At 59.2% G+C, this 24932-nt stretch carries 22 protein-coding genes; 7 read left to right on the top strand and 15 right to left on the bottom strand.

Annotated elements, in window-relative coordinates; translation table 11 throughout:
* The first annotated feature begins 335 nt into the window (after positions 1-335).
* From BW43_RS00210 to BW43_RS00220, 3 genes are read left to right on the top strand one after another with little or no spacing between them, the layout of a single operon-like run.
* Positions 336-1463 (top strand): GNAT family N-acetyltransferase, encoded by a 1128-nt coding sequence (locus BW43_RS00210; RefSeq protein ID WP_032891823.1) that lies wholly within the window; start codon positions 336-338, stop codon positions 1461-1463.
* Positions 1460-3229, top strand: coding sequence for a HAMP domain-containing sensor histidine kinase (locus tag BW43_RS00215; protein ID WP_032891822.1), 1770 nt, complete (start codon positions 1460-1462; stop codon positions 3227-3229). The genes BW43_RS00210 and BW43_RS00215 overlap by 4 nt, the downstream gene beginning before the upstream one ends.
* Positions 3219-4616 carry a sigma-54 dependent transcriptional regulator gene (locus BW43_RS00220; protein ID WP_032891821.1) on the top strand — a complete coding sequence of 466 codons (1398 nt, stop codon included), beginning with the start codon at positions 3219-3221 and terminating at the stop codon, positions 4614-4616. Before BW43_RS00215 ends, BW43_RS00220 begins: the two co-directional genes overlap by 11 nt.
* Before the next feature lie 124 nt (positions 4617-4740).
* Here BW43_RS00220 and BW43_RS00225 read toward each other — a convergent pair whose 3' ends face one another.
* The 11 genes from BW43_RS00225 to BW43_RS00275 form a co-directional block, all read right to left on the bottom strand.
* Positions 4741-5079, bottom strand: coding sequence for a GlpM family protein (locus BW43_RS00225; protein ID WP_032891820.1), 339 nt, complete (start codon positions 5077-5079; stop codon positions 4741-4743).
* The gene (locus BW43_RS00230; protein ID WP_032891818.1) at positions 5079-6416 is read right to left on the bottom strand and encodes a sigma-54 dependent transcriptional regulator; all 1338 of its coding nucleotides are present in this window, start codon (positions 6414-6416) and stop codon (positions 5079-5081) included. Before BW43_RS00230 ends, BW43_RS00225 begins: the two co-directional genes overlap by 1 nt.
* The gene (locus tag BW43_RS00235) at positions 6413-8314 is read right to left on the bottom strand and encodes an ATP-binding protein (protein ID WP_032891816.1); all 1902 of its coding nucleotides are present in this window, start codon (positions 8312-8314) and stop codon (positions 6413-6415) included. Before BW43_RS00235 ends, BW43_RS00230 begins: the two co-directional genes overlap by 4 nt.
* 168 nt (positions 8315-8482) lie before the next feature.
* Complete coding sequence (locus tag BW43_RS00240) at positions 8483-9217, bottom strand: amino acid ABC transporter ATP-binding protein (protein ID WP_032891813.1); 735 nt, start codon at positions 9215-9217, stop codon at positions 8483-8485.
* Entirely contained in the window at positions 9214-9885 is a 672-nt protein-coding gene (locus BW43_RS00245) for an amino acid ABC transporter permease (RefSeq protein ID WP_032891811.1), read from the bottom strand. The genes BW43_RS00240 and BW43_RS00245 overlap by 4 nt, the downstream gene beginning before the upstream one ends.
* Entirely contained in the window at positions 9885-10631 is a 747-nt protein-coding gene (locus tag BW43_RS00250; RefSeq protein WP_032891809.1) for an amino acid ABC transporter permease, read from the bottom strand. The genes BW43_RS00245 and BW43_RS00250 overlap by 1 nt, the downstream gene beginning before the upstream one ends.
* A gap of 193 nt (positions 10632-10824) precedes the next feature.
* Complete coding sequence (locus BW43_RS00255; RefSeq protein WP_032891807.1) at positions 10825-11751, bottom strand: glutamate/aspartate ABC transporter substrate-binding protein; 927 nt, start codon at positions 11749-11751, stop codon at positions 10825-10827.
* Positions 11752-12065: 314 nt separating this feature from the next.
* Positions 12066-13604 carry a glycerol-3-phosphate dehydrogenase gene (gene glpD / locus BW43_RS00260; protein ID WP_032891805.1) on the bottom strand — a complete coding sequence of 513 codons (1539 nt, stop codon included), beginning with the start codon at positions 13602-13604 and terminating at the stop codon, positions 12066-12068.
* Positions 13605-13881: 277 nt separating this feature from the next.
* Positions 13882-14637 carry a DeoR/GlpR family transcriptional regulator gene (locus BW43_RS00265; protein WP_032891803.1) on the bottom strand — a complete coding sequence of 252 codons (756 nt, stop codon included), beginning with the start codon at positions 14635-14637 and terminating at the stop codon, positions 13882-13884.
* An 83-nt stretch (positions 14638-14720) separates the two neighbouring features.
* The gene (glpK, locus tag BW43_RS00270; RefSeq protein ID WP_032891801.1) at positions 14721-16226 is read right to left on the bottom strand and encodes a glycerol kinase GlpK; all 1506 of its coding nucleotides are present in this window, start codon (positions 16224-16226) and stop codon (positions 14721-14723) included.
* A gap of 81 nt (positions 16227-16307) precedes the next feature.
* Entirely contained in the window at positions 16308-17162 is an 855-nt protein-coding gene (locus tag BW43_RS00275) for an MIP/aquaporin family protein (RefSeq protein ID WP_032891800.1), read from the bottom strand.
* A gap of 327 nt (positions 17163-17489) precedes the next feature.
* On the opposite strand from BW43_RS00275, the gene ybaK reads away from it, so the two are divergent.
* Positions 17490-17960 (top strand): Cys-tRNA(Pro) deacylase, encoded by a 471-nt coding sequence (gene ybaK, locus BW43_RS00280; RefSeq protein ID WP_032891799.1) that lies wholly within the window; start codon positions 17490-17492, stop codon positions 17958-17960.
* A gap of 135 nt (positions 17961-18095) precedes the next feature.
* Here the strand turns inward: ybaK and BW43_RS00285 are convergent, their stop codons facing one another.
* Together BW43_RS00285 and argF are read right to left on the bottom strand one after the other, a co-directional pair.
* Positions 18096-19205: an ABC transporter ATP-binding protein gene (locus BW43_RS00285; RefSeq protein ID WP_032891797.1), complete on the bottom strand. Its 1110-nt coding sequence runs from the start codon at positions 19203-19205 to the stop codon at positions 18096-18098.
* Positions 19202-20122 carry an ornithine carbamoyltransferase gene (argF, locus tag BW43_RS00290; RefSeq protein WP_032891794.1) on the bottom strand — a complete coding sequence of 307 codons (921 nt, stop codon included), beginning with the start codon at positions 20120-20122 and terminating at the stop codon, positions 19202-19204. Before argF ends, BW43_RS00285 begins: the two co-directional genes overlap by 4 nt.
* Positions 20123-20555: 433 nt before the next feature.
* Between argF and BW43_RS00295 the strand changes: the two genes are divergently transcribed.
* Both BW43_RS00295 and grxD read left to right on the top strand, forming a co-directional pair.
* Entirely contained in the window at positions 20556-22664 is a 2109-nt protein-coding gene (locus tag BW43_RS00295) for a molybdopterin oxidoreductase family protein (RefSeq protein ID WP_032891791.1), read from the top strand.
* A 77-nt stretch (positions 22665-22741) separates the two neighbouring features.
* Complete coding sequence (gene grxD, locus BW43_RS00300) at positions 22742-23080, top strand: Grx4 family monothiol glutaredoxin (RefSeq protein ID WP_032891789.1); 339 nt, start codon at positions 22742-22744, stop codon at positions 23078-23080.
* Between the two features lie 79 nt (positions 23081-23159).
* Here grxD and bfr read toward each other — a convergent pair whose 3' ends face one another.
* Positions 23160-23630: a bacterioferritin gene (bfr, locus tag BW43_RS00305; RefSeq protein ID WP_017526353.1), complete on the bottom strand. Its 471-nt coding sequence runs from the start codon at positions 23628-23630 to the stop codon at positions 23160-23162.
* 201 nt (positions 23631-23831) lie between these two features.
* Positions 23832-24050: a bacterioferritin-associated ferredoxin gene (locus BW43_RS28685; RefSeq protein ID WP_010564137.1), complete on the bottom strand. Its 219-nt coding sequence runs from the start codon at positions 24048-24050 to the stop codon at positions 23832-23834.
* 243 nt (positions 24051-24293) lie between these two features.
* On the opposite strand from BW43_RS28685, the gene BW43_RS00310 reads away from it, so the two are divergent.
* A complete protein-coding gene (locus BW43_RS00310) occupies positions 24294-24896 on the top strand; it encodes a peroxiredoxin (protein WP_003172097.1) in 603 nt (200 codons plus the stop codon).
* Positions 24897-24932: the final 36 nt, after the last annotated feature.

The following is a 24932-nucleotide window of genomic DNA, read 5'->3' as shown; positions in this document are numbered from 1 at the left end:
AAAACCGGCCATTGCGGTCTAGCTGGAGAAACTCGTTGCCTGGAGTGGGGCTGCTTCGCAGCCCAGCGCGGGGCAAGCCCGCTCACCACAAAAAGTACCGCTCACCACAAAAGGTGCCATTCACCACAAAAAGTACTACTCACCACAAAAGGTGCCTTTCACCACAAAAAGTACTACTCACCACAAAAGGTGCCTTTCACCACAAAAAGTACCGCCCACTACAAAAGGTGCCATTCACCACAAAAAGTACCATTCACTACAAAAAATCTTTCATCACAGATAGCCCCATTCACCACAAAAAATCGCCGACCCCAGGCCCTGAATATGGAAACGATGTGATCACCACCCAAGCCTTCCCCACCATCCGGGCCCTCCAGCGCAGTGCGTGGAACGATTGCTTCCCCGGTGCCCTGGAAGACTGGGACTATTACGTCGCCGTGGAAAACGCGGCCCTCGATGATTTCCAGTGGCGCTACCTTGCGGTCTACGAAGACGGAACCCTGGTGGCAGTCGCACCCGCGTTCATCACCCATTACCGCCTCGACACCACGGTTTCAGGCGTCGGCAAGCGTTTCACCGAACGTCTTGAGCGACGGTGGCCGGGGGTTTTGACATTGGGCCTCTATGCCATCGGCTCGCCGGTTGCCGAGCGCTGTGATGCCGGATTTTCCCGCCATGTCCCCGAGTCGCGTCGCCCGTTGTTGCTCAAGCATGTGCTGGACGCCGCACGCCACGACGCCGATGACTTCGGTATCGGCCTGGTGGCGGTCAAGGACGCGCCGAGCAACGATCCGCACTGGGCCGACAGTTGTCGCGCCGCCGGTTTCCAGACCATGCCGAGCCTGCCCACCGGTGTGTTGCCGTTGCCCTACGGTTCAGTGGACGCCTACCTGGGCTCTCTGGGCAAATCCACGCGCAAGGATCTGCGTCGCAAACTGCGCGCACCGGGGCCACGGGTGGAGTGGCGGCGCAACATCGACGATGTACTGCCTGAGGTCATGCGCCTTTACGAAGCCACACTCACCCGCGCCGAGCTGCAGTTCGAACGCCTGCCTGCGGGCTACTTCACCGGTGTGCTTGAACGCCTTGAGTCACGCGCGGTGTGTGCGCTTTACTGGGTGGACGAGCAGTTGGTGGCGTTCAACCTGATGCTGGTGGATGAGCATCGGCTGGTGGACAAGTTCTTCGGGCATGACGTGAACTTCACCCGCGACTACAACCTGTATTTCCGTAGCTGGCTGACCAACGTCGACTATTGTATTGAGCACAATATTGCGGTGTACGAGTGCGGGCAGGCCGGGTATGCCAGTAAGCTGCGCCTGGGCTGCGAGTTCCAGGGCAACAGTGTGTTTTTCCGCCACCGCAACCGGCTGGTCAATGGCCTGCTCAAGCTTGTAAAACTGTTTATTCGACCGGACCGTTCCGACCCTGCCATGGCTGCTGCGATAAGCGAAACCCGATGATCACCAAGACCCGCCAGAAAGCCCGTCCCTTTGCCATTTCGCGCTGGAGTGTCCAGCGCAAGCTGGTGCTGGCGTTCTGGTTGGTCAGCGTGATTCCGACCATGATCGCGGCGGAGTTGGCCGCCACCACGCTGTCGCAGATTTTCGACAGCAACGTGCGGATCTGGCTGCAGGAGTCGACCAAGATCGTCAAGGACGAGATCGGTGACATCCTTCATGACAACGCGCGCATGGCCAAATTGTTCTTGCGCTACACCAGCCCACCGGAGAACCGGCAAGCTGCCCGGCACGACCGGCTGACGGCCGACATCGCCGATGCCACGGACATTGACGTGGTCGCGTTGATTCGCGTCAGTGACCACAAAACGGTGTTCAGCACCGCCTCCGACGACATCGTCAAGCAGATCAGCCTGACCAGCAACGCGGTGTTGCAGACGGTGCAGGTGGCGGGCGTGAGCACGGGCATTGTGGTCTCTACGTTCGACACTTCCCGGGACGGCGTCGACTACCAGTTGCTGGTGGCCACTTACCTGGACAGCAGTTTCCTCACCAGCGTGGCCGATGTGCACTCCCTTGACCTGCGCCTGTACCTGGCCAACCCCGAGGGTTTCTCGGAAATTTTCTCGACCCAGCGCTTCGAGGATCACCCGTCGCGCATCCCCAAAAATGTCGAAGCGGCTATGCGCAGCACCAAACAGCCCAGCGAGCAATTCACCAATAACTACAGCGGTTTGTACTGGCCGATCTTCAACGACGCGGGCGATTTGCAGGGCGTGATTTTCAGCGGCCTGCTGCGCCATAGCAGCCTGGTGGGGCTGGTCAACCAGAGCAATCTGTTCGTCTTGATATTCCTGGTCAGCTCGGCGCTGTCATTGGCGGCGGGGGTGTTGGTGTCACGGCGCCTGACCCGGCCGCTGCGAGACTTGTCCCAAGGCGTGAGTGCGGTGATTTCCGGCAATTACACCCATCGCGTAGCGGTCAGCGGCGGCGATGAGCTGGCGCAATTGAGCAGCACCTTCAACCATATGACCGAGCGTCTGGGCGAGTTGCATCACCTCGAAGCCCAGTTGCGCCGCCGCGATCGCCTGCATGCACTGGGCGAAGTCGCCATGGGCCTGGCCCACGAGATCCGCAACCCCCTGGGCATCATCAAGACCGCTACCCAGTTGCTGCACCGCCGCGCCGACCTGGCGGACACCGATAAGCGCCACCTGGAGTACGTGATCAGTGAAGTCAGCCGCATCAACGACCTGATCACCGAGTTCCTCGATTTCGCCAAGCCCAATCCGCCGCTACGTGTGGTGCAGCCGGCACGTCCGCTGGTGGAGGAAATCTTCGGTTTCTGCGCCCCGGAACTGTCTACTCACAACATCGATGCGCAGATCGACGACCAGGCACCGGGCGCGACTATTTACGCGGATGCCAAACAGCTCAAACAGGCGTGCCTCAATCTGATTCTCAACGCCATCGACGCGATGCCCGAAGGCGGGCGCCTGACCGTGGGGATTCGCACGGTGGGCGACAACACCGTTATCAGCATTGCCGACACCGGCCAGGGCATTCCGGCAGAGATGGTCGAGCGCATCTTTACGCCCTTCGTCACCACCAAGGCCTCGGGCACCGGCTTGGGTCTGGCCAAGGTCTATTCGATCATGGAAAGTCACGACGGCAGCATTGAATGCGCCAGCGAGAAAGATGCCGGCGCCACCTTCAGCCTGTACATTCCGGCGATGGGCGAAGACGACGAGGACAGTCATGACGCATAACATTCTAGTGGTCGACGACGAACCCAAGCTCTGTGATCTGCTGGCGTCGGCCCTGAGTCAGAACGGCATCCAGGTATTTATCGCCGGTAACGGTCTGCACGCGCTCAAGGTGCTGGAGCAGGAAGACATCGACCTGGTGATCAGTGACTGGCGCATGCCAGGTATGGACGGGCCGGCGCTGCTGGCGGAGATCAAGGTGCGCTACCCCCATGTGCCGGTGATTGTGATGACCGCCTACAGCACGGTGAAAAACGCCGTGCAGTCGATGCGCAATGGCGCCTATGACTACATCGCCAAGCCGTTCGATATCGACGAGCTGGACATCACCGTCAGCAAAGCCTTGCAGTTTCGCGACATCATGCGCGACAACGCACGCCTACGCGCCGAGCTGGATGAGCATGCCCAGTTCGACAGCCTGGTGGGTGACAGCCCGGCGTTTCGCACGGTGTTGCAAGCGGTGGAATCGGTGCGTGACAGCAGCGCCACTGTCCTGCTGACCGGCGAAAGCGGGACCGGCAAGGAAATGGTCGCCCGTGCCATCCACAAACACGGCAGCCGTGCCGACAAACCCTTCGTGGCGGTCAACTGCGCCGCAATCCCTGAAGGGCTGCTGGAAAGCGAGATGTTCGGCCACCGCAAAGGCGCATTCACTGGCGCGGTAGGGGACCGGGTAGGGCGTTTTATGCAGGCCGACAAAGGCACGCTCTTCCTTGATGAAGTCGGCGATATGCCTCTGGCGTTGCAGGCCAAGATCCTGCGCGCATTGCAGGAGCGGGTCATCGAGCCGGTGGGCGATCCCCGCGAGCGCAAGGTGGATGTGCGAGTGATCGCGGCCACCAACAAGAACCTGTTGGAAGCGGTGGCCAAGAAGGAGTTTCGCGAAGACCTGTATTACCGCCTCAACGTGTTCCCGATCCCTTTGCCGGCCCTTCGCGAGCGCGTCGAAGACATCGCGCCCCTGGCCCGCCACTTCGCCCAGACCCTCAGCGCCACTGCGGGCAAACGCATCACCGGCTTCAGCCCCGAAGCATTGCAGGCGATGGCCGCGTATCACTGGCCCGGCAATATCCGCGAGCTGCAAAATTGTGTGGAACGCGCAACGATTGTGGCGGCCTCGCCGGTCATCGAGGATATCGACCTGCCGGGTTACCTGTTTGCGTCGAAGCCGAGCGAGCTGGGCGTGACGGCGATTCTCAGCGACGGGCCAGGGATTCCTCAGGACTTGGATGCGGCGCTGGCGGAGGTGGAGAAGGCCTACATCCTGGCGGCGTTGCAGGAGAGTAATGGCGTGCAGGCTGCGGCGGCGGCGAAGATCGGGATCTCTGAGCGCAGTTTCTGGTATCGCCTTAAGAAGCTGGGCATCCAGGTCGACAAGATAGTCCGCTGACACACCTCGATTAAAAATGTGGGAGGGGGCTTGCCCCCGATTGCAGTGGATCAGTTAAAGATGAACTGACTGACAGACCGCTATCGGGGGCAAGCCCCCTCCCACATTTTTTGACCGAGTCGGGTCAGGTATGGAGGCGTACCCAGATACTCACCAGGATCGTCGCGACGATCAGCCACGCTACCGCGGCTACGGCTAAAGAGGCCTCCAGCCGCATGCGGTCAACCATTACATACAACGTCGCCAGATACACAAAGTACGGAATGATCGACCACATCCCAAACAGGATCGTGGTCTTCAAATCGTCTACCGAACGGCCCTTGCCGACGATGTAATGGGCGATCAGCGCAAAGGTCGGAAACAGCGGTACCAGCCCCGCGATGTAATAGTTTTTGGTCTTGGCCAATGCGGCCAATATCAGTACCACCGCCGCGCCGAGGGCGGCTTTCAAGAATAGATCCATCAGTGACTCAACCCGTATTTCTTGACCTTGTCGAAGAGGGTGGTCTTGGCCATCCCCAGTTCCTGGCTGGCCTGGGTCAGGTTGCCGCCGCTGCGTTGCAGGGCGTCGCTGAGCAGGTTGCGCTCAAAGGCTTCTACCGCTTCGGTAAACGCCAGGCCGTGGCTGCCACTGCTGGCGCCGCTTTTTTTGAAGGCGGGCAGGCCGAGGGCGAAACGTTCGGCGACGTTGCGCAGCTCACGCACGTTGCCGGGCCAGTCATGGCTCATCAGGCTGGACAGGGTCTGGTTGTCCAACTCCGGCGCGGTGCGGTCGAAGCGCAGGGATGACTGCTGCAGGAAGTGTTCGAACAGTTGCAGGATGTCTTCGCGGCGCTCGCGCAACGGCGGCAGTTCCAACGTGACCACGTTGAGGCGGTAGTACAGGTCACTGCGGAACTGGCTGGCGCGGCTCAGTTCGTCGAGGTCGGACTTGGTGGCGGCGATCACGCGGCAATCCACGGCCACGCTCTGGTTCGAACCCAGGCGTTCCAGAGTGCGTTCCTGCAACACCCGCAGCAATTTGATCTGCAGGTTGATCGGCATGCTTTCTACTTCATCGAGAAACAGCGTGCCTTCGTGGGCGTGCTCGATCTTGCCGATGCGCCGCTTGCCGGCGCCGGTAAATGCGTTGGCTTCGTGGCCGAAAATCTCGCTTTCGAACAGGTTCTCCGGCAGACCGCCGCAGTTGAGGGCGACGAACTGGTGCGAGTGGCGCCGGCTGAAATCATGCAGGCAGCGGGCGACCAGTTCTTTACCCGTGCCGGTCTCGCCTTCGATCAGCACGTTGGCTGAGGTGTCGGCGACGTTGGCGATCAGCTCGCGCAGGTTCTGCATGGCAGGGGAGCGGCCGATGATGCGGCCTTCCAGGGAGTCACGCTCGGCCAACTGACGGCGCAGCGACCAGACTTCCCGCGCCAGTGCGCGTTGCTCAAGGGCACGACGAGCGACATCCACCAAGCGTTCGGGAGAGAAGGGCTTCTCCATGAAATCGTAAGCGCCATTGCGCATGGCGCCGACGGCCATGGAGATATCGCCGTGCCCGGTGATCAGCACCACCGGCAGGCTTTTATCCAGGGCCTTGAGGCGGGTGAGCAGCTCCAGGCCGTCGATGCCCGGCAGGCGAATGTCGCTGATCACGATGCCCGCGAAGTTCTCGCCGATGCGCTTCAACGCCTCTTCGGCACTGCCCACGCCTTCGCTGGGAATATCTTCCAGCGCGAGGGCCTGCTGGCAGCCGAGCAGCACATGGGGGTCGTCTTCGACGATCAGCACGGTGAGGTCTTGAGGATCAATATTCATGTCGACTCAGCTTGTTGAGCGCCTACCAGCGGCAGGCTCAGGACAAAAGCGGTACCACCACTGGCCGGATGCTCAACGGCGAGCGTGCCGCCGGTGGCCGCCGCGAGGCTGGCGGACAGGGTCAGGCCCAAGCCCAGACCTTGCTCGCCGGGCTTGGTGGTGAAGAACGGTTCGAATAAATGCTTGCGTGCCTCGGCGTCGATGCCGTGGCCGTTGTCGCGTACATGCAGGCGGTATTTGCCTTCGGCGACACTGCCTTCCAGCCACAACTCGGGAGCGGGTTGTGCCTGCATGGCGTCAAGGGCGTTGCCGATCAGGTTGACCAGGATCTGCTCCAGGCGTGTCTGGTCGATCTGCAAATGGGCCGCAACGAAGTCGCGATGCACGGTCAGCGGAAGGCTGTCCAGGCGCGCGCCCAGTACCTGGAACGCAGCGTCCACCGCCTTGGCGAGGTTGGCTTCGCCCTGGTCGTCACCGCGCCGGGCAAAGGAGCGCAGGCTGGCAGTGATGCGGCCCATGCGGTCGATGAGTTCGTTGATGGTCTTGAGGTTGGCGCTGGCGGTGTCCAGGGCGCCGCGCTCCAGGAAGCGCACGGTGTTGCCGGACAAGGTGCGCAGCGCGGCCAACGGCTGGTTCAATTCGTGGGCAATGCTGGTGGACATCTGGCCGATGGCCGCCAGTTTGCCGGCCTGCACCAGCTCATCCTGGGCGCGACGCAGGGTTTCTTCGGCCTGGCGTCGTTCGCGGATCTGGCCTTTGAGCCGTTCGTTGCTGGCGCGCAGGTCGGCGGTGCGTTCGGCAATCCGACGCTCCAACTGGCTGTTGGCTTCCTGCAAGGCTTCCCGTGCCGCGAGGCGGGTGGCGATGACTTTGCGTCGCTCATTCCAGGCAATCAGCAGGAATGCCACCAGACCAAATGCGACAGCCACCAGAATGCCTTGGTTGATCGCTGCGCGGCGCAGGTCATTGAGGGGAGTGAGGAGGGTGAAATTCCACGGTGTGTCGTTGAGCGGTCGGGTTTGCGCCAGGTAGCTGACTTCGTGCTCGTCGTTGACCACTTCGCTGTTGGCCGGAAAGGTCAGTTTTTCGGTGCCTTCGTTCAAGCGCTCACGGGCCAGCGGTTCCAGCTCGTTCAGCGTGGCCCAGTAATATTGCAGGCTGTGGGCCAGGCGATCCTTGGTTTCATTGCTCAACGGACGCACGGCCTTGAGGCGGCGGGCCGGGTCGCTGGAGAGGATGATGATGCCGTTCTCGTCGCTGACGAAGGCTTCCAGGCGCGCACGTTGCCAACGTTCTTCCAGCGCTTCAAGGCGTACCTTGACCACTGCGACGCCGATGATCTTGCCGTGCTCTTCCAACCCGTGGGCCAGGTAATAACCGGGTTCGCCATTGGTGCTGCCGATGCCGTAGAAACGCCCGGGCTGGCCGCGCACGGCGTTCTGGAAATAGGCGCGGAAGGAGAGGTCTTCACCCTGGTAACTGTCGGCATCGCGCCAGTTGCTGGTGGCCAGCACCCGACCGGTGGTGTCCATCACGTAGATGGCCCGACTGCGACTGCGTCGGTTCAGGCCTTCGAGGTAATCGTTGACGTTTTTGCGGGTTTCCTGGCTCGGGTCGGCGAGCAGCTGCGAGACGCTGGTCTCCAGCTCCAGCAGGCTGGGCAGGTAAGTGTATTTGCTGAGTTCACTTTCGACGGTGCGGGCATGCAGCTCCAACTGGCGTTCGCCCGTGTCGCTGAGGGTGCGGATGCCGTAGTACTCGCTGATCCAAAAGCCGATATAACCCAAGCCGATCATCAGGGCGACGATCAACGGCGGCAGGAACAGTTGGCGAATCAGACGAGGCTTCACGGCAAGTGATGGCGGTGCGGCGCGAAATTGGTTGGGGTCGCATTTCATCACAGATGCCTTGGGTCAACCAGAGCTGCCAGCCTGTGCGGTCCAGCATGGGAGGGGGCTTGCCCCCGATTGCAGTGTTTCAGTCGGTATATCTATCGCTGATCCACTTCTATCGGGGGCGCCCCCTCCCACATTGGCCCGGTTTCTACAGCAGGAGCTATGTAGTGCTTAGTGCTGCAGGATTTTCTCAAGGAAGTGCTGCGCACGCTCGGAGCGGGCGCTGATGTCGCCGAAGAATTCTTCTTTCGGGCAGTCTTCGATGATCTTGCCGGCGTCCATGAAGATCACGCGGTCGGCCACTTTACGGGCAAAGCCCATTTCGTGGGTTACGCACATCATGGTCATGCCTTCCTGGGCCAATTGCACCATCACGTCCAGCACTTCGTTGACCATTTCCGGGTCCAGAGCCGAGGTCGGTTCGTCGAACAGCATGACGATCGGGTCCATGGCCAGGGCGCGGGCAATCGCTACACGTTGTTGTTGGCCGCCAGAGAGTTGGCCAGGGTGCTTGTGGGCGTGCGCCGATAGGCCGACGCGCTCCAGCAGTTGCAGGCCTTTCTTGGTCGCCTCTTCCTTGCTGCGGCCGAGCACTTTGATCTGTGCGATGGTCAGGTTTTCGGTGATGGTCAGGTGCGGGAACAGTTCGAAGTGCTGGAACACCATGCCCACGCGCGAGCGCAGTTTCGGCAGGTTGGTCTTCGGGTCGGCGATGGAGGTGCCGTCGACCTCGATATCGCCTTTCTGGAACGGTTCCAGCGCGTTGACGCATTTGATCAGGGTGGATTTACCCGAGCCCGAAGGCCCGCACACCACGATCACTTCGCCTTTTTTGACCTCAGTGCTGCAATCGGTCAGCACCTGGAAGTCGCCATACCACTTGTTGATGTTCTTGATAGAGATCATACGGCAAACCTTTTTTGCAGACGCTTGACCAGCAGCGAGGCGGAAAAGCTGATGATGAAGTAGACGACACCGGCAAAGATCAGGAACTCATTGGAGCGGCCGATGATGTCGCCGTTGGAGCGGGCGGAGTTGAGGAAGTCCACCAGGCCCACGGTGTAGACCAGCGAGGTGTCCTGGAACAGGATGATGCTCTGTTGCAGCAGCAACGGGGTCATCTTGCGGAATGCCTGGGGCAGGATGATCAGACGCATGGTCTGGCCATAGGTCATGCCCATCGCTTGCGCTGCGCCCATCTGGCCCTTGGGAATCGACTGCACGCCGGCCCGCACGATCTCACAGAAGTACGCGGCTTCGAACATCATGAAGGCCACGACGCAGGAGGTGAACGCTCCGATGGGTGTGTCTTCGCCGGTGATCCAGCGCAGTACGAACGGTACGGCCAAGTAGAACCAGGTGATCACCAACAGCAACGGGATCGAACGGAAATAGTTCACATAGGCGCCGGCCAGGCGCGACAGCAGTTTGCTGGACGACAGGCGCATCAGCGCCAGGATCGTGCCCAGGGCGATACCGCCGATCACGCCCATGACCATCAATTGCAAGGTCATGACCATGCCGTTCCACAGGCCTGGGATCGCGGGGATGATGCCGCTGAAATCGAGTTCCATTATTTACCCCCCACGGAGATCAGGCCGGGCACTGCGACTTTCTTCTCGACCACGCGCATCAGCAGCATCAGGCTCATGTTCAGGGTGAAGTAGATCAGCGTGGCCAGGGTGAAGGCTTCAAACAGGTTGGCCGAGAACTCGGCGGTCTGCTTGGTCTGTGCCAGCAGTTCCATCAAGCCGATCAAGGACGCCACGGAGGAGTTCTTGAACACGTTGAGGAATTCCGAGGTAAGCGGCGGAATGATGATGCGGTAGGCCTGCGGCAGCAGCACGTTCCAGTAGATCTGCGGCAGCTTGAAGCCCATGGCGCGCGCAGCGGATTCCTGGCCACGTGGTAAAGCCTGGATGCCGGTGCGCACTTGCTCACACACGCGGGCGGCAGTGAACAGGCCAAGGCACACGACGACGCTCAGGTAGGCCGAGGTGGTCGGGTTCAGGTCTTGTTTGTACCAGTCCTGCAGGTTTTGCGGCAGCAGGTCGGGTATCAGGAAATACCAGATGAACAGCTGAACCAGCAGCGGCACGTTACGAAACAGTTCCACGTAGCAGGTCGCGATGCCCGATACGAGGCGGTTTGGCACAGTGCGCATGACCCCCAGAATGGAGCCCAGCAGCAAGGCGATAATCCATGCCACGACAGCGATGGCAATGGTCCAGCCCAAGCCGGCGATGTACCAGTCGAGATAAGTCTCGCTGCCCACGCCGGTGGACTTGAAGAACACGCCCCAGTCCCAGTTGTAATTCATTAGGGTCTCCCCTCGAGATCGATCGATGTACAAGCACCCGCTTGGGGAAAATCCATTCCCTCCTGGCGATGAACGCCAGGCACACACGATCGGCTCGAAAACCGCCAGGTCGAGTGTTCCAAGTTAAATCCAGCAGGTAATTACAGACGCCTGAGGGAGGGTTGCTCCCTCAGGAGATAAGGTTAGATCAGTGTCAGATTTTTACGTCAGGCGCTGGCTTGTCGCTTGGGTTGGCGATCAGCTCTTTAACCTTGTCACTCATTGGGAAGTTCAGGTTCAGGCCTTTAGGTGGAATCGGGCTCTCGAACCATTTGCTGTAGATCTTGTTGATTTCACCGGATTTGTACAGGGCGGTGATGGCGCCATCTACGGCTTTCTTGAAGTCTGGATCGCCTTTGCGAACCATGCAGGCGTAGGCTTCGAAGGACTGTGGAGTACCGGTGATTACCCAATCATCCGGCTTCTTGGCCTTGGCTTCTTCGCCGGCCAGCAGGGCGTCATCCATCATGAACGCAACGGCGCGGCCGCTTTCGAGCATTTGGAAGGATTCGCCGTGGTCTTTGGCGGAGATGACGTTCATGCCCATCTGCTTGTCGGCGTTCATCGCTTTGATGATGCGCTCGGACGTGGTGCCAGCGGTGGTCACGACGTTCTTGCCTTTCAGGTCGGCAAAGTCGGCGTAAGACGGCTTGCCGTCCTTGTCTTTCTTGACCAGTAGGCGGGTGCCGATTTCGAAGATGTTGACGGTGAAGTCGACTTGCTGAGCGCGCTCGGCATTGTTGGTGGTGGAGCCGCACTCAAGGTCCGCAGTGCCGTTCTGGATCAGCGGAATACGAGTTTGCGAGGTGACCAGGTTGTACTTGGTCTTCAGGTCGGGCTTGTTCAGGTCTTTTTTCAGTTGCTCGACGACAGCTACTTGGATGTCGTGGGAGTAGCCAACCGGTTTGCCCGAACCATCCGCGATGTAGGAAAACGGAATGGAGCTGTCGCGGTGCGCGAGGGTGATGGTGCCGGAGTCGTTGATTTTCTTCAGTGTGCCGGTGAGTTCGGCGGCAAAAACTGGAGTGCTGATCAGAGCAGCAGCGATAGCTGCGCCCAGGATATGGGGAACGATGCGCATCAATACTTCCTCGACATTTGTTTTTTTTATGAAGCCAGTTAGACGGCTCTCTTGTACAGCGAATGCCCGTGACGGCTCCTGAGGCGTCCCAGGCAATCGTCCAAGAGTGTAGAGCATGAGTCGTGCCAGGCCAGGGCTAAATGGCTAACCGTATGATTTATATGATGATTAACTTTGTGTGACGGTAAATATGTAACTGTACGGTCCGGCAAACCGAATAGCTTGGAGTGTCGCGTTCGGAAAACCGAATGACTTGGTGCGCATAAAAAAGCCCCTGGGCCTCGCGGCGCAGGGGCATTTGTATGAAGAGTCTGTCAGGCCGCCTGAGTCTTGCTGCGGTTCTGCTCAACTTGGGACAGGTAACGTTGCAGGTTGTCCTGTTCTTCCGGTGTGGTGAACAGGCCAAGCTTGGTACGGCGCCACAGCACGTCCTGAGGTTGGGTCACCCATTCTTCGGCGCACAGGTAGTCGACTTCTCGGGTATACAGGCCGCCACCCAAGTGGTCGCCCAGGTCGGCCAGCGATTGCACGCCTTCCAGCAGGCGCCATGTGCGGCTGCCATAGGTGGTGGACCAACGGCGTGCGATCTCGCTCGGCACCCAGTCGAATTTGTGGCGAATGGCTTCGGCCAGGGCTTCTGGTGAGGTCATGTCTTCGCCACCCGGCAGGCTGGCCTTGGCGGTCCAGCTTGGGCGCATTTGGGTGAAATACGGGGCCAATTGCGCCATCGCCGACTCGGCGAGCTTGCGATAGGTGGTCAGCTTGCCGCCGAACACCGACAGAATCGGTGCCTCGCCTGCGCCGCCCGACACCGACAAGGTGTAATCGCGGGTGATCGCCGATGGGTTATCCGACTCGTCGTTGCACAGCGGTCGTACGCCGGAGTAGGTGTGGACGATGTCATCGCGGCTCAGTTGTTTCTTGAAGTGCGCGTTTACCACGTTGAGCATGTAGTCGGTTTCACCTTCGGTGATCGCCACTTTCGCCGGATCGCCGGTGTATTCGCGGTCGGTGGTGCCGATGATGGTCAGGTGGTTCAGGTACGGAATAGTGAAGACGATGCGCTGATCTTCGTTCTGCAGGATGTGCGCGTGGGCGCCTTCGTACAGTTTCGGCACGATCAGGTGGCTGCCCTGGATTAAGCGGATGCCGTAGGGCGAATCCAGCTTCAGGTCGTCCTTGATGAACTTGGCGACCCACGGGCCGGCGGCATTCACCAAAGCGCGGGCGCGGATCGAGAACAGGCTGCCGTCGGCGCGTTCCATGTTCATATCCCACATACCGTTGCTGCGGTGCGCGCTGATGCAGCGGGTCTGGGTGTGAATGTGCGCGCCTTTTTCGCGGGCGGCCATGGCGTTGAGCACCACCAGGCGGGCGTCATCGACCCAGCAGTCGGAGTATTCGAAACCCTTGGTGATTTCGCTTTTCAGCGGGCTGTCAGCGCCAAACTTGAGGCTTTTCGAGCCGGCGAGCTTTTCGCGTTTGCCCAAGTGGTCATACAGGAACAGACCTGCGCGGATCATCCACGCCGGGCGTAGGTGCGGGCGGTGCGGCAATACAAAGCGCATCTGCTTGACGATGTGCGGGGCCTTGGCCAGCAGCACTTCGCGTTCGGCCAATGCTTCACGCACCAAGCGGAACTCGTAATGTTCGAGGTAGCGCAGGCCGCCGTGGATCAGCTTGCTGCTGGCGGAGGAGGTGTGGCTGGCCAGGTCGTCCTTTTCGCAAAGGAATACTGACAAACCGCGACCGGCTGCGTCTGCTGCAATGCCGACGCCGTTGATCCCGCCACCGATTACGGCAACGTCATAGACTTCGGCAAGCGGTGATGCAGGCAAGGTGGAAGGGTTCATCGGCTGGCCTCGCGATTTTTTCGTCTTGGAATTCGAACATTAATGTTCATTTGCGAAAATGGTAGCTGATAAACGCGCGCACAGCCACTCGACTTTGATTGAAAAAACTCATCAAAGGGCGGGAAAAGGAAGAATTGTGAACATGAGCCTTGGAAAGGCTTGAGGAAAAGGGTGTGTGATGGCGCGCCATTGTGGGAGTAAGCCCCTTCCCACATTCGAGCGTATTCACAGCTCGAAGGGTGGGAGGGGCTTACCCCCGATGACGTCAGTGCAGACGCTATACGACTTCCAGGCGAACCTTATGGTCATTCAGCAACTGCACCAGTGCCGGCACCGGCTGCTGATCCGTCACCAGGCAGTCCACCAGGCTGATCGGCCCTAAACGAATCATGGCATTGCGCCCAAATTTGCTCGAGTCCGCCGCCAGGATCACTTTGCGGGCATTGGCGATGATCGCCTGGGAAACCCTGACTTCCTGGTAATCGAAATCCAACAAGCTGCCATCTTCATCAATGCCGCTGATACCCACCAAGGCAAAGTCGACCTTGAACTGGTTGATGAAGTCCACGCTGGCCTGGCCCACCACACCGCCGTCACGCCGCACGTTGCCGCCAGTCAGCAGCACGTCAAAGTCATCCTTGGCACTGAGCATGGTGGCGACGTTGAGGTTGTTGGTGATGATTTTCAGGTGGTTGTGATTCAGCAGCGCACGGGCGATTGACTCGGTGGTGGTGCCGATATTGATGAACAGCGAGGCGTGGTCGGGGATTTGCGCGGCAATGGCCTCGCCGATGCGCTGTTTCTCGTCGCGCATCTGGTCGGCACGCATGGCGTACGCGGTGTTTTCGACACTGGAGTCATAGGCCGCGCCGCCGTGGTAGCGGCGCAGCAAATTGGCGTCCGCCAGCTGATTGATATCGCGGCGGATGGTCTGCGGGGTGACAACAAATAGCTGCGCCATTTCCTCGATACTGACGTAGCCGCGCTCGCGGACCAGTTCGAGGATTTGTTGTTGGCGGGGAGGCAGATTCATGGGGCGTCCTTTGGGCTGCCATACAAAAGTGGCCCATGATGACGCAGGAATCCGCTCCCGGCCAGTTACAACCGGAGCTTGGCTTATTCGGCGCCTTCGTGCGGTTCCCAGTCGCGGGTGCGGCTGACAGCTTTTTGCCAGCCAGCGTAGAGTTTTTCTTTGGCTGCTTCATCGAGCTGTGGTTCGAATTCGCGCTCGATCACTGCCTTGCCTCGCAACTCGTCCAGGCTGCCCCAGAAGCCACAGGCCAGGCCGGCCAGATAGGCGGCGCCCAATGCCGTGGTCTCGCGCATTTGCGGGCGCTCGACCTGGGTGCCGAGGATATCGGCCTGGAACTGCATCAGGAAGTTGTTGGCTACGGCGCCGCCGTCTACTCGCAGGGCCTTGAGGCGTTCACCCGAGTCCTGCTGCATGGCATCGAGAACGTCACGGGTCTGGTAGGCAATCGACTCCAGGGCTGCACGAATAATGTGATCGACGCGTACGCCACGGGTCAGGCCGAACAGTGCGCCACGGGCGTAGGGGTCCCAGTACGGAGCACCCAGGCCGGTGAAGGCCGGGACCAGGTACACGCCATTGCTGTCCTTGACCTTGCCGGCGAAGTATTCGGTGTCGGTGGCGTCGGCGATGATCTTCAACTCGTCACGCAGCCACTGCACAGTGGAGCCGCCGTTGAAGACCGCGCCTTCGAGTGCGTAGGCCACTTCGCCACGCGGGCCGCAGGCGATGGTGGTGAGCATGCCGTGCTTGGATTTCACCGCTTTGTCGCCGGTGTTCATCAGCAGGAAGCAGCCGGTGCCGTAGGTGTTCTTGGCCTGGCCGGCTTCCACGCACATCTGGCCGAACAGCGCCGCTTGCTGGTCACCGGCGATACCGCCGATGGCGATGCCGCTCTTGGTGCGGCCGTAGATCTCCGAAGAGGACTTCACTTCCGGCAGCATTTCGCGAGGAACGTCGAGGATCTCCAGCATCTTCGCATCCCACTCCAAGGTGTGGATGTTGAAGAGCATGGTGCGCGAGGCGTTGGTGTAATCGGTGACGTGGGTTTTGCCGCCGGTAAATTTCCAGATCAGCCAGCTGTCCACGGTGCCGAACAGCAGTTCGCCGTTGCGCGCGCGCTCACGGCTGCCTTCGACGTTATCGAGGATCCACTTGAGCTTGGTACCGGAAAAGTACGGGTCGGTGACCAGGCCGGTGGTGTCGTTGATGTATTGCTCGTGGCCATCACGCTTGAGCTGCTGGCAGATCTCGGTGCTGCGGCGGCACTGCCATACGATGGCGTTGTAGATCGGGCGGCCGGTGATTTTGTCCCACACTACGGTGGTTTCACGCTGGTTGGTGATACCGATGGCGGCGACCTGGTCGTGGTGCAGGCCGGCTTGTGCCAGGGCTTCGACCATCACCGCGCTCTGGGTAGCGAAGATTTCCATCGGGTCATGTTCAACCCACCCAGGCTGTGGGTAGTGCTGAGTGAACTCACGCTGGGCGGTGCAGACCACGTTGGCGTCACGATCGAAGATGATTGCCCGGGAACTGGTGGTGCCCTGATCAAGGGCAATGATGTAGTTCTTATTCTGAATGTCGGTCATGTCGATTGCCTTGGACGAGAAATAAGGGAGTGGATCAACAGCCTGGGCCACTAAAAGGGCAGTAGGGACCAGGCGGTATTATCAGGAAATACGGGTTTCGCCAGTGACGGCGGTGTCTTGGGTTTCGGCTACAGCAGGTGCGGCGCTCGGCAGATGACGGGCAATCAGCCCGCGATAGGCCGCAGCACCCAGGCATGCGCCGACAATCGGCGCGAAAATCGGCACCAGGAAGTAAGGAATATCGCGGCCGCCAGTGAAGGCCATTTCACCCCAACCAGCGAAAAACGTCATCAGCTTGGGCCCGAAATCCCGCGCCGGGTTCATCGCAAAGCCGGTCAACGGGCCCATGGCGCTGCCAATTACCGCAATCAGCAGGCCGATCAGCAGTGGCGCCAACGGGCCGCGTGGCAGGCCGTTATTGTCATCGGTCAGGGCCATGATCACGCCCATCAGAATCGCCGTAATGACCATTTCCACCAGGAAAGCCTGTGCAGTGCTCAGCAGGGCATGAGGGTAGGTGGAGAACACCGACGCCAATTCCAGGCTGGCTTGAGTGCCGCGTACCAGATGATGGGTTTGTTCGTAATCGAAAAACAGATTGCTATAGAGCGTGTACACCAGCGCCGCTGAGCAGAATGCGCCGGCCACTTGGGCGAGGATGTAGAAGGGCAGTTTGCGCTTTTCGAAATCGGCGAAAAGGCATAGAGCGATGCTGACTGCTGGGTTGAGGTGAGCCCCGGAAATACCGGCGCTCAGGTAGATCGCCATGCTGACGCCGATACCCCAAATGATGCTGATTTCCCATAACCCAAAGCTGGCACCCGCGACCTTGAGGGCAGCGACACATCCTGTACCGAAGAAGATCAGAAGCGCAGTCCCCAGGAACTCGGCCATGCATTGGCTCGAAAGTGAAGGCTGTTGAAGAGCAGTTGTCATGGAAAACCTCAATTGTTGTTCTTGTCTGGCGCACTGCCTCAACGGGCGGTGGCGCGATTTTCACCGTGACGAGGATCCCCATCCAAGGCACGGCTTACTGCTGGAATACTGTAGGTGTATTACTACAGTGTTCGTAAGCGAAAAAATATAGACAAGAATGACCGCTGTCAAAGGTCGAAAGTGAACGGTCAGTCACTTTCGAACTATGGGTTTGATGAATGATCATGCTTGCCCTACGGAGTATCGTTTGAAGAGAGGTGCGCATTAGAGCGTTTTACGCGGGCTTGGCCTAGAATTGGCCACCTGTTTGCCACCGCCGGAGACGCCATGACCCCCGCATTGGATTTGTTGAAAAAAGTTCGCGCCGAACATCGCATCCACAGTTATGAACACGATCCCAAGGCCGCCTCATATGGCCTGGAGGCCGCAGAAAAGTTGAGCCTCGACCCGGCGCAGGTGTTCAAGACCTTGTTGGCCAGCAGCGAAAAAGGCGAATTGTTGGTGGCTGTGGTGCCGGTCGTCGGAAGTCTGGACTTGAAAGCCCTGGCGCACGCGGCGGGGGTGAAAAAAGTAGAAATGGCCGACCCCGCCGCGGCGCAGCGTTCTACCGGTTATCTGTTAGGTGGCATCAGTCCGTTGGGGCAGAAGAAGCGTTTGCGCACGTTTATCGATGTGACGGCGCAGCCGTTCACGACGATTTTTGTCAGTGCGGGGAGACGGGGTTTGGAAGTGGAGTTGTCGGCAGCGGTGCTGGCGGAGCACACCCAGGCCATATTCGCAGAAATTGGTCGGGCGTAATCCCAGGCTCCTGGAGAACCCATGTGGGAGGGCGCTTGCTCACTATCGCTGTAGGTCAGCCGGTGTATCTACAGCTGACCCACTGCCATCGGGAGCAAGCTCCCTCCCACATGATGACCAGTATTCTTCAAATACTCAGTGTGCCGGGTTGTAGCGCCGTACGCCCGACTCGGATCGAGGGATCTGCGCCGCGGTGCTGCCCGAAGCCTGAAACAGCACCAGATGCTCAGCGGCTACACGAATCCCCACATCCGCCCCCACCTGATGGTCGGCATGACTGGGGAAAATCGATTCCAATTGCGCGCCGGTCGGCAACTGCAGACGGTACAAGGTGGATGCACCGAGGAACGTCTTACCGACGATCCGGGCTTTCAATGCACTGTCCGGCGCGTAGACGATGTCATCCGGGCGTAGCAACACATCCACCGCACCACCGGTCGGCCAGGTGTAGGCGCGATTGCCGCGCAGGTCACCCAGTTCGGTGCTGACGGACTCGGGCGAGCTCAATTGACCACGAATGAAATAACCCTGGCCGATAAAGCTGGCGACGTAGGGTGTCTGAGGTTCGTGATAGAGGTTGTAGGGCGTGTCCCACTGCTCCAGACAGCCCTCCTTGAAGACGCCGACCTGATCACTCACGGCAAACGCTTCTTCCTGGTCATGGGTGACCAGGATCGCACTGGTGCCGCGCGCCTTGAGAATGTCGCGTACCTCATGGCTGAGCTTGCGCCGCAGTTCGCCATCAAGGTTGGAGAAGGGTTCGTCCAGCAGCAACAGTTGCGGCTCCGGCGCCAGGGCGCGGGCGAGGGCGACACGTTGCTGCTGGCCGCCGGACAGTTCGTGAGGGAAGCGCTTGCCCAGATTCTTCAGGTTGACCAGTTCCAGCAACTCGGTAACCACGCGATCCTTTTGTGGATGCTTGCGGATGCCGAACGCGATGTTGTCGGCCACGCTTAGGTGGGGAAACAGCGCGTAGTCCTGGAACACCATGCCGATGCGACGCTTCTCCGGTGCCAGGGTGAAACCGGCACTGGAGATCACTTCTCCCGCCAGGCTGATTTCGCCTTCATGCACCGGCTCAAAACCGGCAATTGCGCGCAGAGTGGTGGTTTTACCGCAGCCTGATGAGCCGAGCAGGCAACCGATATCGCCCGCGTTCAGGTGCAGGTTGAGGTTCTGCACCACCCGTTGATCTTGATAGCCGCATGCCAGATTGCGCAGGTTCAGCAGAAGTGGCTGGCTCATGCGTGGTGGTACGAAGGCGGGACGAGGAATTCGAGCAGAGCCTTCTGAGCGTGCAGGCGGTTTTCGGCCTGGTCCCAGGCGACCGAGCGCTCATCGTCAAGCAGGTCGAGGCTAATTTCTTCGCCGCGGTGAGCGGGCAGGCAGTGCATGAACAGCACATCCGGTGCAGCCAGGTCGAGCAGGGCCCGATTTACCTGGTACGGCGCGAACAGGGCCAGGCGCTGGGCGGTTTCGTCTTCCTGGCCCATGGAGGTCCAGACGTCGGTGCTGACGAGGTGCGCGCCCAGCACGGCGTCACGTGGGTCACGCACCAGGGTGACGCGATCGCCGGCCTGTGCCAGGAAGCGCGCGTCAGGCTCGTAGCCTTGCGGGCAAGCAATGCGCAGTTGGAAGTCGAATTGGATCGCCGCTTCTATATAGCTGTTGCACATGTTGTTGCCGTCACCGATCCAGGCCACGGTCTTGCCTTGGATGGAGCCACGGTGCTCAAGGAAGGTTTGCATGTCAGCCAGCAACTGGCACGGGTGCAGGTCATCGGACAGGCCGTTGATCACCGGAACTCGTGAGTTGGCGGAAAATTCGGTGACGGTGCTGTGGGCAAAGGTACGGATCATCACCGCATCCAGCATGCGCGACATGACGCGGGCGCTGTCGGCGACAGGCTCGCCACGACCCAGTTGAGTGTCGCGCGACGACAGGAAGATGGCTTGGCCACCTAGTTGGATCATGCCGGCTTCAAAAGACACACGGGTGCGGGTCGACGACTTCTCGAAAATCATGCCGAGGACGCGGTTTTTCAAAGGCTCGAACAGTACGCCGCGGTTACGCAGGTCTTTAAGCTCAATGCCTCGACGGATCACGCTGACCAGCTCTTCGGGCGTGCAATCCATCAGGGAGAGAAAGTGCCTTGCGCTCATCATTAACTACCTTTTTGCAACAGACCGCAGATACTCAAAGCCTTGTTTATTGTGACAACGGGCGAGACCTGCGGCGAAAGCCGCACGGGGCGACGAAATAGGGGAAGGCGCGATATTGACATTAAATGTCGCGTCTTACCAATAGGGCTACGTTTTTAGGGGTGTTCAAGAAGGGCGCGAGAGCGCTTTTGAAGACGATTTCCTGACGGCAGCGGGCCATTTGTACACTGGCGTCGCAACCTTTTGCAATGCGCGGGGGCGGGCTCGGATCAGGCCGCGTCGGTTTCCGGGGCTGTATATAGGGTTTTGTAACATTTGCTCATGCTTGGTCATGGCCTGGCCTAATGCTTGCCGATTCACAGGACGAACGATACTGGCGTCTGTCATGGTCGCGGCCCATAGTCAGACCAAAGCCCCCATAAAGAGACTGGCCATGACCAAGACTCTCCATCACCGTGCGTGCCATCTATGTGAAGCCATCTGTGGCTTGACCCTGGAAACTACCCAAGCCGAAGACGGCAGCCTGGCGATTACCTCTATCAAGGGCGACGCGTTGGACACCTTCAGCCGTGGTCATATCTGCCCAAAGGCGGTGGCGTTGCAGGATATCCAGAATGACCCGGACCGCCTCCACCAGCCGATGTTGCGAACGGGCAGCGAATGGCGAGCGATCCCGTGGGACGAAGCGTTTTCCTTGGTCGCCGAGCGGCTGTCGGGTATCCAGGCCCGGCACGGGCAGAATGCGGTGGGGGTGTATCAGGGCAACCCCAGTGTGCACAACTATGGGCTGATGACTCACAGCAACTACTTCCTCGGCCTGCTCAAGACGCGCAATCGGTATTCCGCGACCTCTGTGGATCAGTTGCCTCATCACCTCACCAGCCACTTGATGTACGGCCATGGTCTGCTGCTGCCGATCCCGGACATCGATCACACCGACTTTATGCTGATCCTGGGTGGCAACCCGCTGGCTTCCAACGGCAGCATTATGACCGTGCCAGATGTGGAGAAGCGCCTTAAAGCCATTCAGTCCCGGGGCGGCAAAGTGGTGGTGGTAGACCCTCGGCGCAGTGAAACGGCGGCGATTGCTGATCAACACCTATTCGTGCGGCCGGGTGGGGATGCGGCACTGTTGTTCGGTGTGCTCAACACCTTGTTTACCGAAAACCTGACACGCGTCAGTCATTTACCGGTAGACGGTCTTGAGGACGTTCGCCGTGCTATCGCAGGCTTTACTGCCGAGGCCATGAGCCGCCAGTGTGCGGTGCCTGCCGAACAGATCCGCCAATTAGCGCGGAACTTTGCCGCAGCGGACAAGGCCGTGTGTTATGGGCGTATGGGTGTGTCGACCCAGGCGTTTGGCACGCTCTGCCATTGGTTGGTGCAGTTGATCAACCTGGTTACCGGCAACCTGGACCGGGTTGGCGGCGCCTTGTGCACTACGCCCGCGGTGGACCTGGTGGCGTCGACCGGCGGGGGGCATTTCAACCGCTGGCAAAGCCGGGTTTCCGGGCGTCCGGAGTACGGCGGCGAGTTGCCGGTGTCGGTCCTGGCTGAAGAAATGCTTACTGACGGCGAAGGGCAGATTCGCGCATTGGTCACGGTAGCGGGCAATCCTGTGCTGTCGACCCCTAACGGTCGCCAGTTGGAGCAGGCGCTGGATGGGTTGGAGTTCATGGTCAGTATCGATCTTTACATCAACGAGACCACTCGGTACGCCGATCTGATCTTGCCGTCCACCTCGGCCCTGGAAAACGATCACTACGACACCACCTTCAACATGTTTGCGGTGCGTAACGTCACCCGTTTCAACCGCGCGATCTTGCCCAAGCCCGAAGGGGCCTTGCATGACTGGGAAATTTTCGTCGGTCTGGCCACCGCCTTTGCGGCGCAGACCGGTGTTGTGCTTAAACCGACGATGCCGCCGGCCAAGATGATCGACTTCGGACTGCGTGCCGGGGCGTATGGTGATGCGTCGAGTCATAAACTGTCGGTTGCGATGCTGGCCGATCACCCCCATGGCGTGGATTTGGGGCCGTTGCAGCCCAATCTTTCTGCGCGCTTGAAAACGGCTGACGGTAAGGTTCAGGCCGCGCCCGCTGTGATTCTTGCCGACCTGGCGCGCTTCGCCGCGCAGCCGCTGCCCATGGCTGACGAACTGCTGCTGATCGGCCGTCGGCATGTGCGCAGCAATAATTCCTGGATGCATAATTATCATCGCTTGGTGAAGGGCAAGCCCCGACATCAATTGCTGATGCATCCCGATGACCTTGTCAGTCGGCAACTGAGTGATGGTCAGCGGGTTCGCGTGAGTTCGCGCATTGGCATGATCGAGGTAGAGGTGCTGGCCAGTCTGGAGATGATGCCCGGGGTCGTCAGCCTGCCCCATGGCTGGGGCCACGGGCGCCCGGGCGTCCAGATGACCATCGCCAGCGGGCAACCGGGGGCGAGCGCGAATGACTTGACCGACGAGCGGCAGTTGGATGAGTTATCGGGGAACGCTGCGCTCAATGGCGTTCCGGTCCAGGTAGCAGCGGCCTGAGCACCCGGCTGGAATTTTGCGTTACAATGCGCCACCGTGCCGACCTGTGAGTCGCAAAGTTCCAGCCGAGGTGTTCCATGGATATCATCGAAACGATCAAAGAGCAGATTGCCAATAACACCATTCTGCTTTACATGAAGGGCGCCCCTAACGCTCCTCAGTGCGGTTTCTCCGCGAAGGCTTCCCAGGCTGTTATGCAGTGTGGCGAGAAGTTCGCTTACGTGGATATCCTGCAAAACCCGGAAATCCGCGCCAACCTGCCGAAGTACGCCAACTGGCCGACTTTCCCACAGCTGTGGGTAGCCGGTGAGCTGGTTGGCGGTAGCGATATCATCACTGAAATGGCAGCTGATGGTTCGTTGCAGACGCTGATCAAAGACGCAGCGGCAAATGCGGCGGCCAAGACTGACGCTTGATTCGCCTGCAATAAAAAGCCCCGCTTCTCGTGAGAGAGCGGGGCTTTTTTGTGGGGTTTTACCGGCAAGCCAATAAGGCTTATTCGCCCATCTGCGATTGCAGGTAATTTTCCAGGGTGACCTTGTCGATCAGGCCCAATTGGGTTTCCAGCCAGTCGATGTGTTCTTCCTGATCTTCCAGGATATCTTCCAGCAATTCACGGCTGCCGAAATCGCCTTGGGCTTCGCAGTGAGCGATGGCCGCCTTGAGGTCGCTGTGGCTCTTGCGTTCAAAGCCCAGGTCGCTGCCGATCATTTCCTGGGTGTGCTCGCCGATGTTCAGCTTGCCCAGGTCCTGGACGTTCGGTAGGCCTTCCAGGAACAAAATGCGCTTGATCAGCGCGTCTGCATCCTTCATGGCTTTGATGGATTCTTTGTATTCGCGCTTGCCAAGCTTTTCCAGGCCCCAATCGTCGTACATGCGTGCATGCAGAAAGTACTGATTGATCGCGACCAGTTCATTGGCAAGGATTTTGTTGAGTTGCTGGATGACTGAGATGTCGCCTTTCATGACTGGGGTCCTGCCCTGTAATAGCTGTGTATAGGGCGGAGTTTGAGCGGCGAAAACCTCAGTGTCAAACCTAAGTTATTGAATAATAAATGAAAATTAATCGGAATAAGAATGTTTGTGTTCCGCGTCTTGGGGCTAACTAATTGAATTACAGGCATAAAAAAACCGGACACTAAGTCCGGCTCTTTAAAACACGCCTATTTAAGCGTGTGTAAATTCTGCTGAGTAGGGGAGTGCTGCCTGGGCTGTCTGCAGCTGCGTCAGGGTTTCCCGTACCACTTGCTTGGCGAGGCAGGCACATTTGCCACATTGGCTGGCAACGCCGGTGGTTTCACGTACTTCCTTATAGCTGCAGCAACCTTCATAGATTGCTTCGCGGATTTGTCCGTCGGTGACGCCAGTACAGAGGCACACATACATAGGGAGAACCGTCGCGGGGTTAAGGCTTAAGTGCGATGGATCTTAATGTTAACGAGAATGATTGTCAAAGTAGATTCGTAGGGTATTTGCCCGCACCGCCCTCACGCTGACGAACGGTTTTTTCAGTGTATGATGGTCGGTCTTCACGAAGCGTGACTGCGTCACAGGGCTGTCGCTTGAATGCGGCAGACTCAGGGCCGGTCCTTTTACTTCAATCTTCACCCTTACATCAGGAGATACCTAATGAGCGTACTCGTCGGCAAACAAGCCCCGGATTTCGACGTACCTGCCGTGCTCGGCAATGGCGAAATCGTTGACAGCTTCAAACTGTCTGAAGCCATTAAAGGCAAATACGGCCTGGTGTTCTTCTACCCGCTGGACTTCACTTTCGTCTGCCCTTCGGAGCTGATCGCTCTGGACCACCGCATGGACGATTTCAAGGCGCGTAACGTTGAAGTGGTCGCCGTTTCCATCGACTCCCATTTCACCCACAACGCCTGGCGCAACACTGCCATCAACGATGGCGGCATCGGCAAAGTCAAATACACCATGGCTGCCGACATGAAGCACGACATTGCCAAGGCTTACGACGTTGAGTCCGAAGGCGGCGTGGCTTTCCGTGGCGCGTTCCTGATCGATGACAAAGGCGTTGTCCGCTCGCAGATCATCAACGACCTGCCGCTGGGCCGTAACATGGAAGAGCTGATTCGCCTGGTCGACGCTCTGCAATTCCACGAAGAGCACGGCGAAGTGTGCCCTGCCAACTGGAAGAAGGGCGACAAAGGCATGAACGCTTCGCCAGAAGGCGTTGCGGCTTACCTGACCGAGAACGCTGGCAAGCTGTAAGCCAGAATCGAGGTACAAAAAAACCGGCCTGTGACA

Source organism: Pseudomonas sp. RIT357 (assembly GCF_000632245.1).
GTDB lineage: Bacteria > Pseudomonadota > Gammaproteobacteria > Pseudomonadales > Pseudomonadaceae > Aquipseudomonas > Aquipseudomonas sivasensis.
This window is presented reverse-complemented; position numbering and strand designations above follow the sequence as displayed.

Excerpts from the sequence above, each read along its gene's own strand:
- BW43_RS00215 (WP_032891822.1), top strand. The coding sequence starts at position 1,460 with ATGATCACCAAGACCCGCCAGAAAGCCCGTCCCTTTGCCATTTCGCGC.
- BW43_RS00220 (WP_032891821.1), top strand. The coding sequence starts at position 3,219 with ATGACGCATAACATTCTAGTGGTCGACGACGAACCCAAGCTCTGTGAT.
- BW43_RS00225 (WP_032891820.1), bottom strand. The coding sequence starts at position 5,079 with ATGGATCTATTCTTGAAAGCCGCCCTCGGCGCGGCGGTGGTACTGATA.
- BW43_RS00230 (WP_032891818.1), bottom strand. The coding sequence starts at position 6,416 with ATGAATATTGATCCTCAAGACCTCACCGTGCTGATCGTCGAAGACGAC.
- BW43_RS00235 (WP_032891816.1), bottom strand. The coding sequence starts at position 8,314 with ATGAAATGCGACCCCAACCAATTTCGCGCCGCACCGCCATCACTTGCC.
- BW43_RS00240 (WP_032891813.1), bottom strand. The coding sequence starts at position 9,217 with ATGATCTCTATCAAGAACATCAACAAGTGGTATGGCGACTTCCAGGTG.
- BW43_RS00245 (WP_032891811.1), bottom strand. The coding sequence starts at position 9,885 with ATGGAACTCGATTTCAGCGGCATCATCCCCGCGATCCCAGGCCTGTGG.
- BW43_RS00250 (WP_032891809.1), bottom strand. The coding sequence starts at position 10,631 with ATGAATTACAACTGGGACTGGGGCGTGTTCTTCAAGTCCACCGGCGTG.
- BW43_RS00255 (WP_032891807.1), bottom strand. The coding sequence starts at position 11,751 with ATGCGCATCGTTCCCCATATCCTGGGCGCAGCTATCGCTGCTGCTCTG.
- glpD (WP_032891805.1), bottom strand. The coding sequence starts at position 13,604 with ATGAACCCTTCCACCTTGCCTGCATCACCGCTTGCCGAAGTCTATGAC.
- BW43_RS00265 (WP_032891803.1), bottom strand. The coding sequence starts at position 14,637 with ATGAATCTGCCTCCCCGCCAACAACAAATCCTCGAACTGGTCCGCGAG.
- glpK (WP_032891801.1), bottom strand. The coding sequence starts at position 16,226 with ATGACCGACATTCAGAATAAGAACTACATCATTGCCCTTGATCAGGGC.
- BW43_RS00275 (WP_032891800.1), bottom strand. The coding sequence starts at position 17,162 with ATGACAACTGCTCTTCAACAGCCTTCACTTTCGAGCCAATGCATGGCC.
- ybaK (WP_032891799.1), top strand. The coding sequence starts at position 17,490 with ATGACCCCCGCATTGGATTTGTTGAAAAAAGTTCGCGCCGAACATCGC.
- BW43_RS00285 (WP_032891797.1), bottom strand. The coding sequence starts at position 19,205 with ATGAGCCAGCCACTTCTGCTGAACCTGCGCAATCTGGCATGCGGCTAT.
- argF (WP_032891794.1), bottom strand. The coding sequence starts at position 20,122 with ATGAGCGCAAGGCACTTTCTCTCCCTGATGGATTGCACGCCCGAAGAG.
- BW43_RS00295 (WP_032891791.1), top strand. The coding sequence starts at position 20,556 with ATGACCAAGACTCTCCATCACCGTGCGTGCCATCTATGTGAAGCCATC.
- grxD (WP_032891789.1), top strand. The coding sequence starts at position 22,742 with ATGGATATCATCGAAACGATCAAAGAGCAGATTGCCAATAACACCATT.
- bfr (WP_017526353.1), bottom strand. The coding sequence starts at position 23,630 with ATGAAAGGCGACATCTCAGTCATCCAGCAACTCAACAAAATCCTTGCC.
- BW43_RS28685 (WP_010564137.1), bottom strand. The coding sequence starts at position 24,050 with ATGTATGTGTGCCTCTGTACTGGCGTCACCGACGGACAAATCCGCGAA.
- BW43_RS00310 (WP_003172097.1), top strand. The coding sequence starts at position 24,294 with ATGAGCGTACTCGTCGGCAAACAAGCCCCGGATTTCGACGTACCTGCC.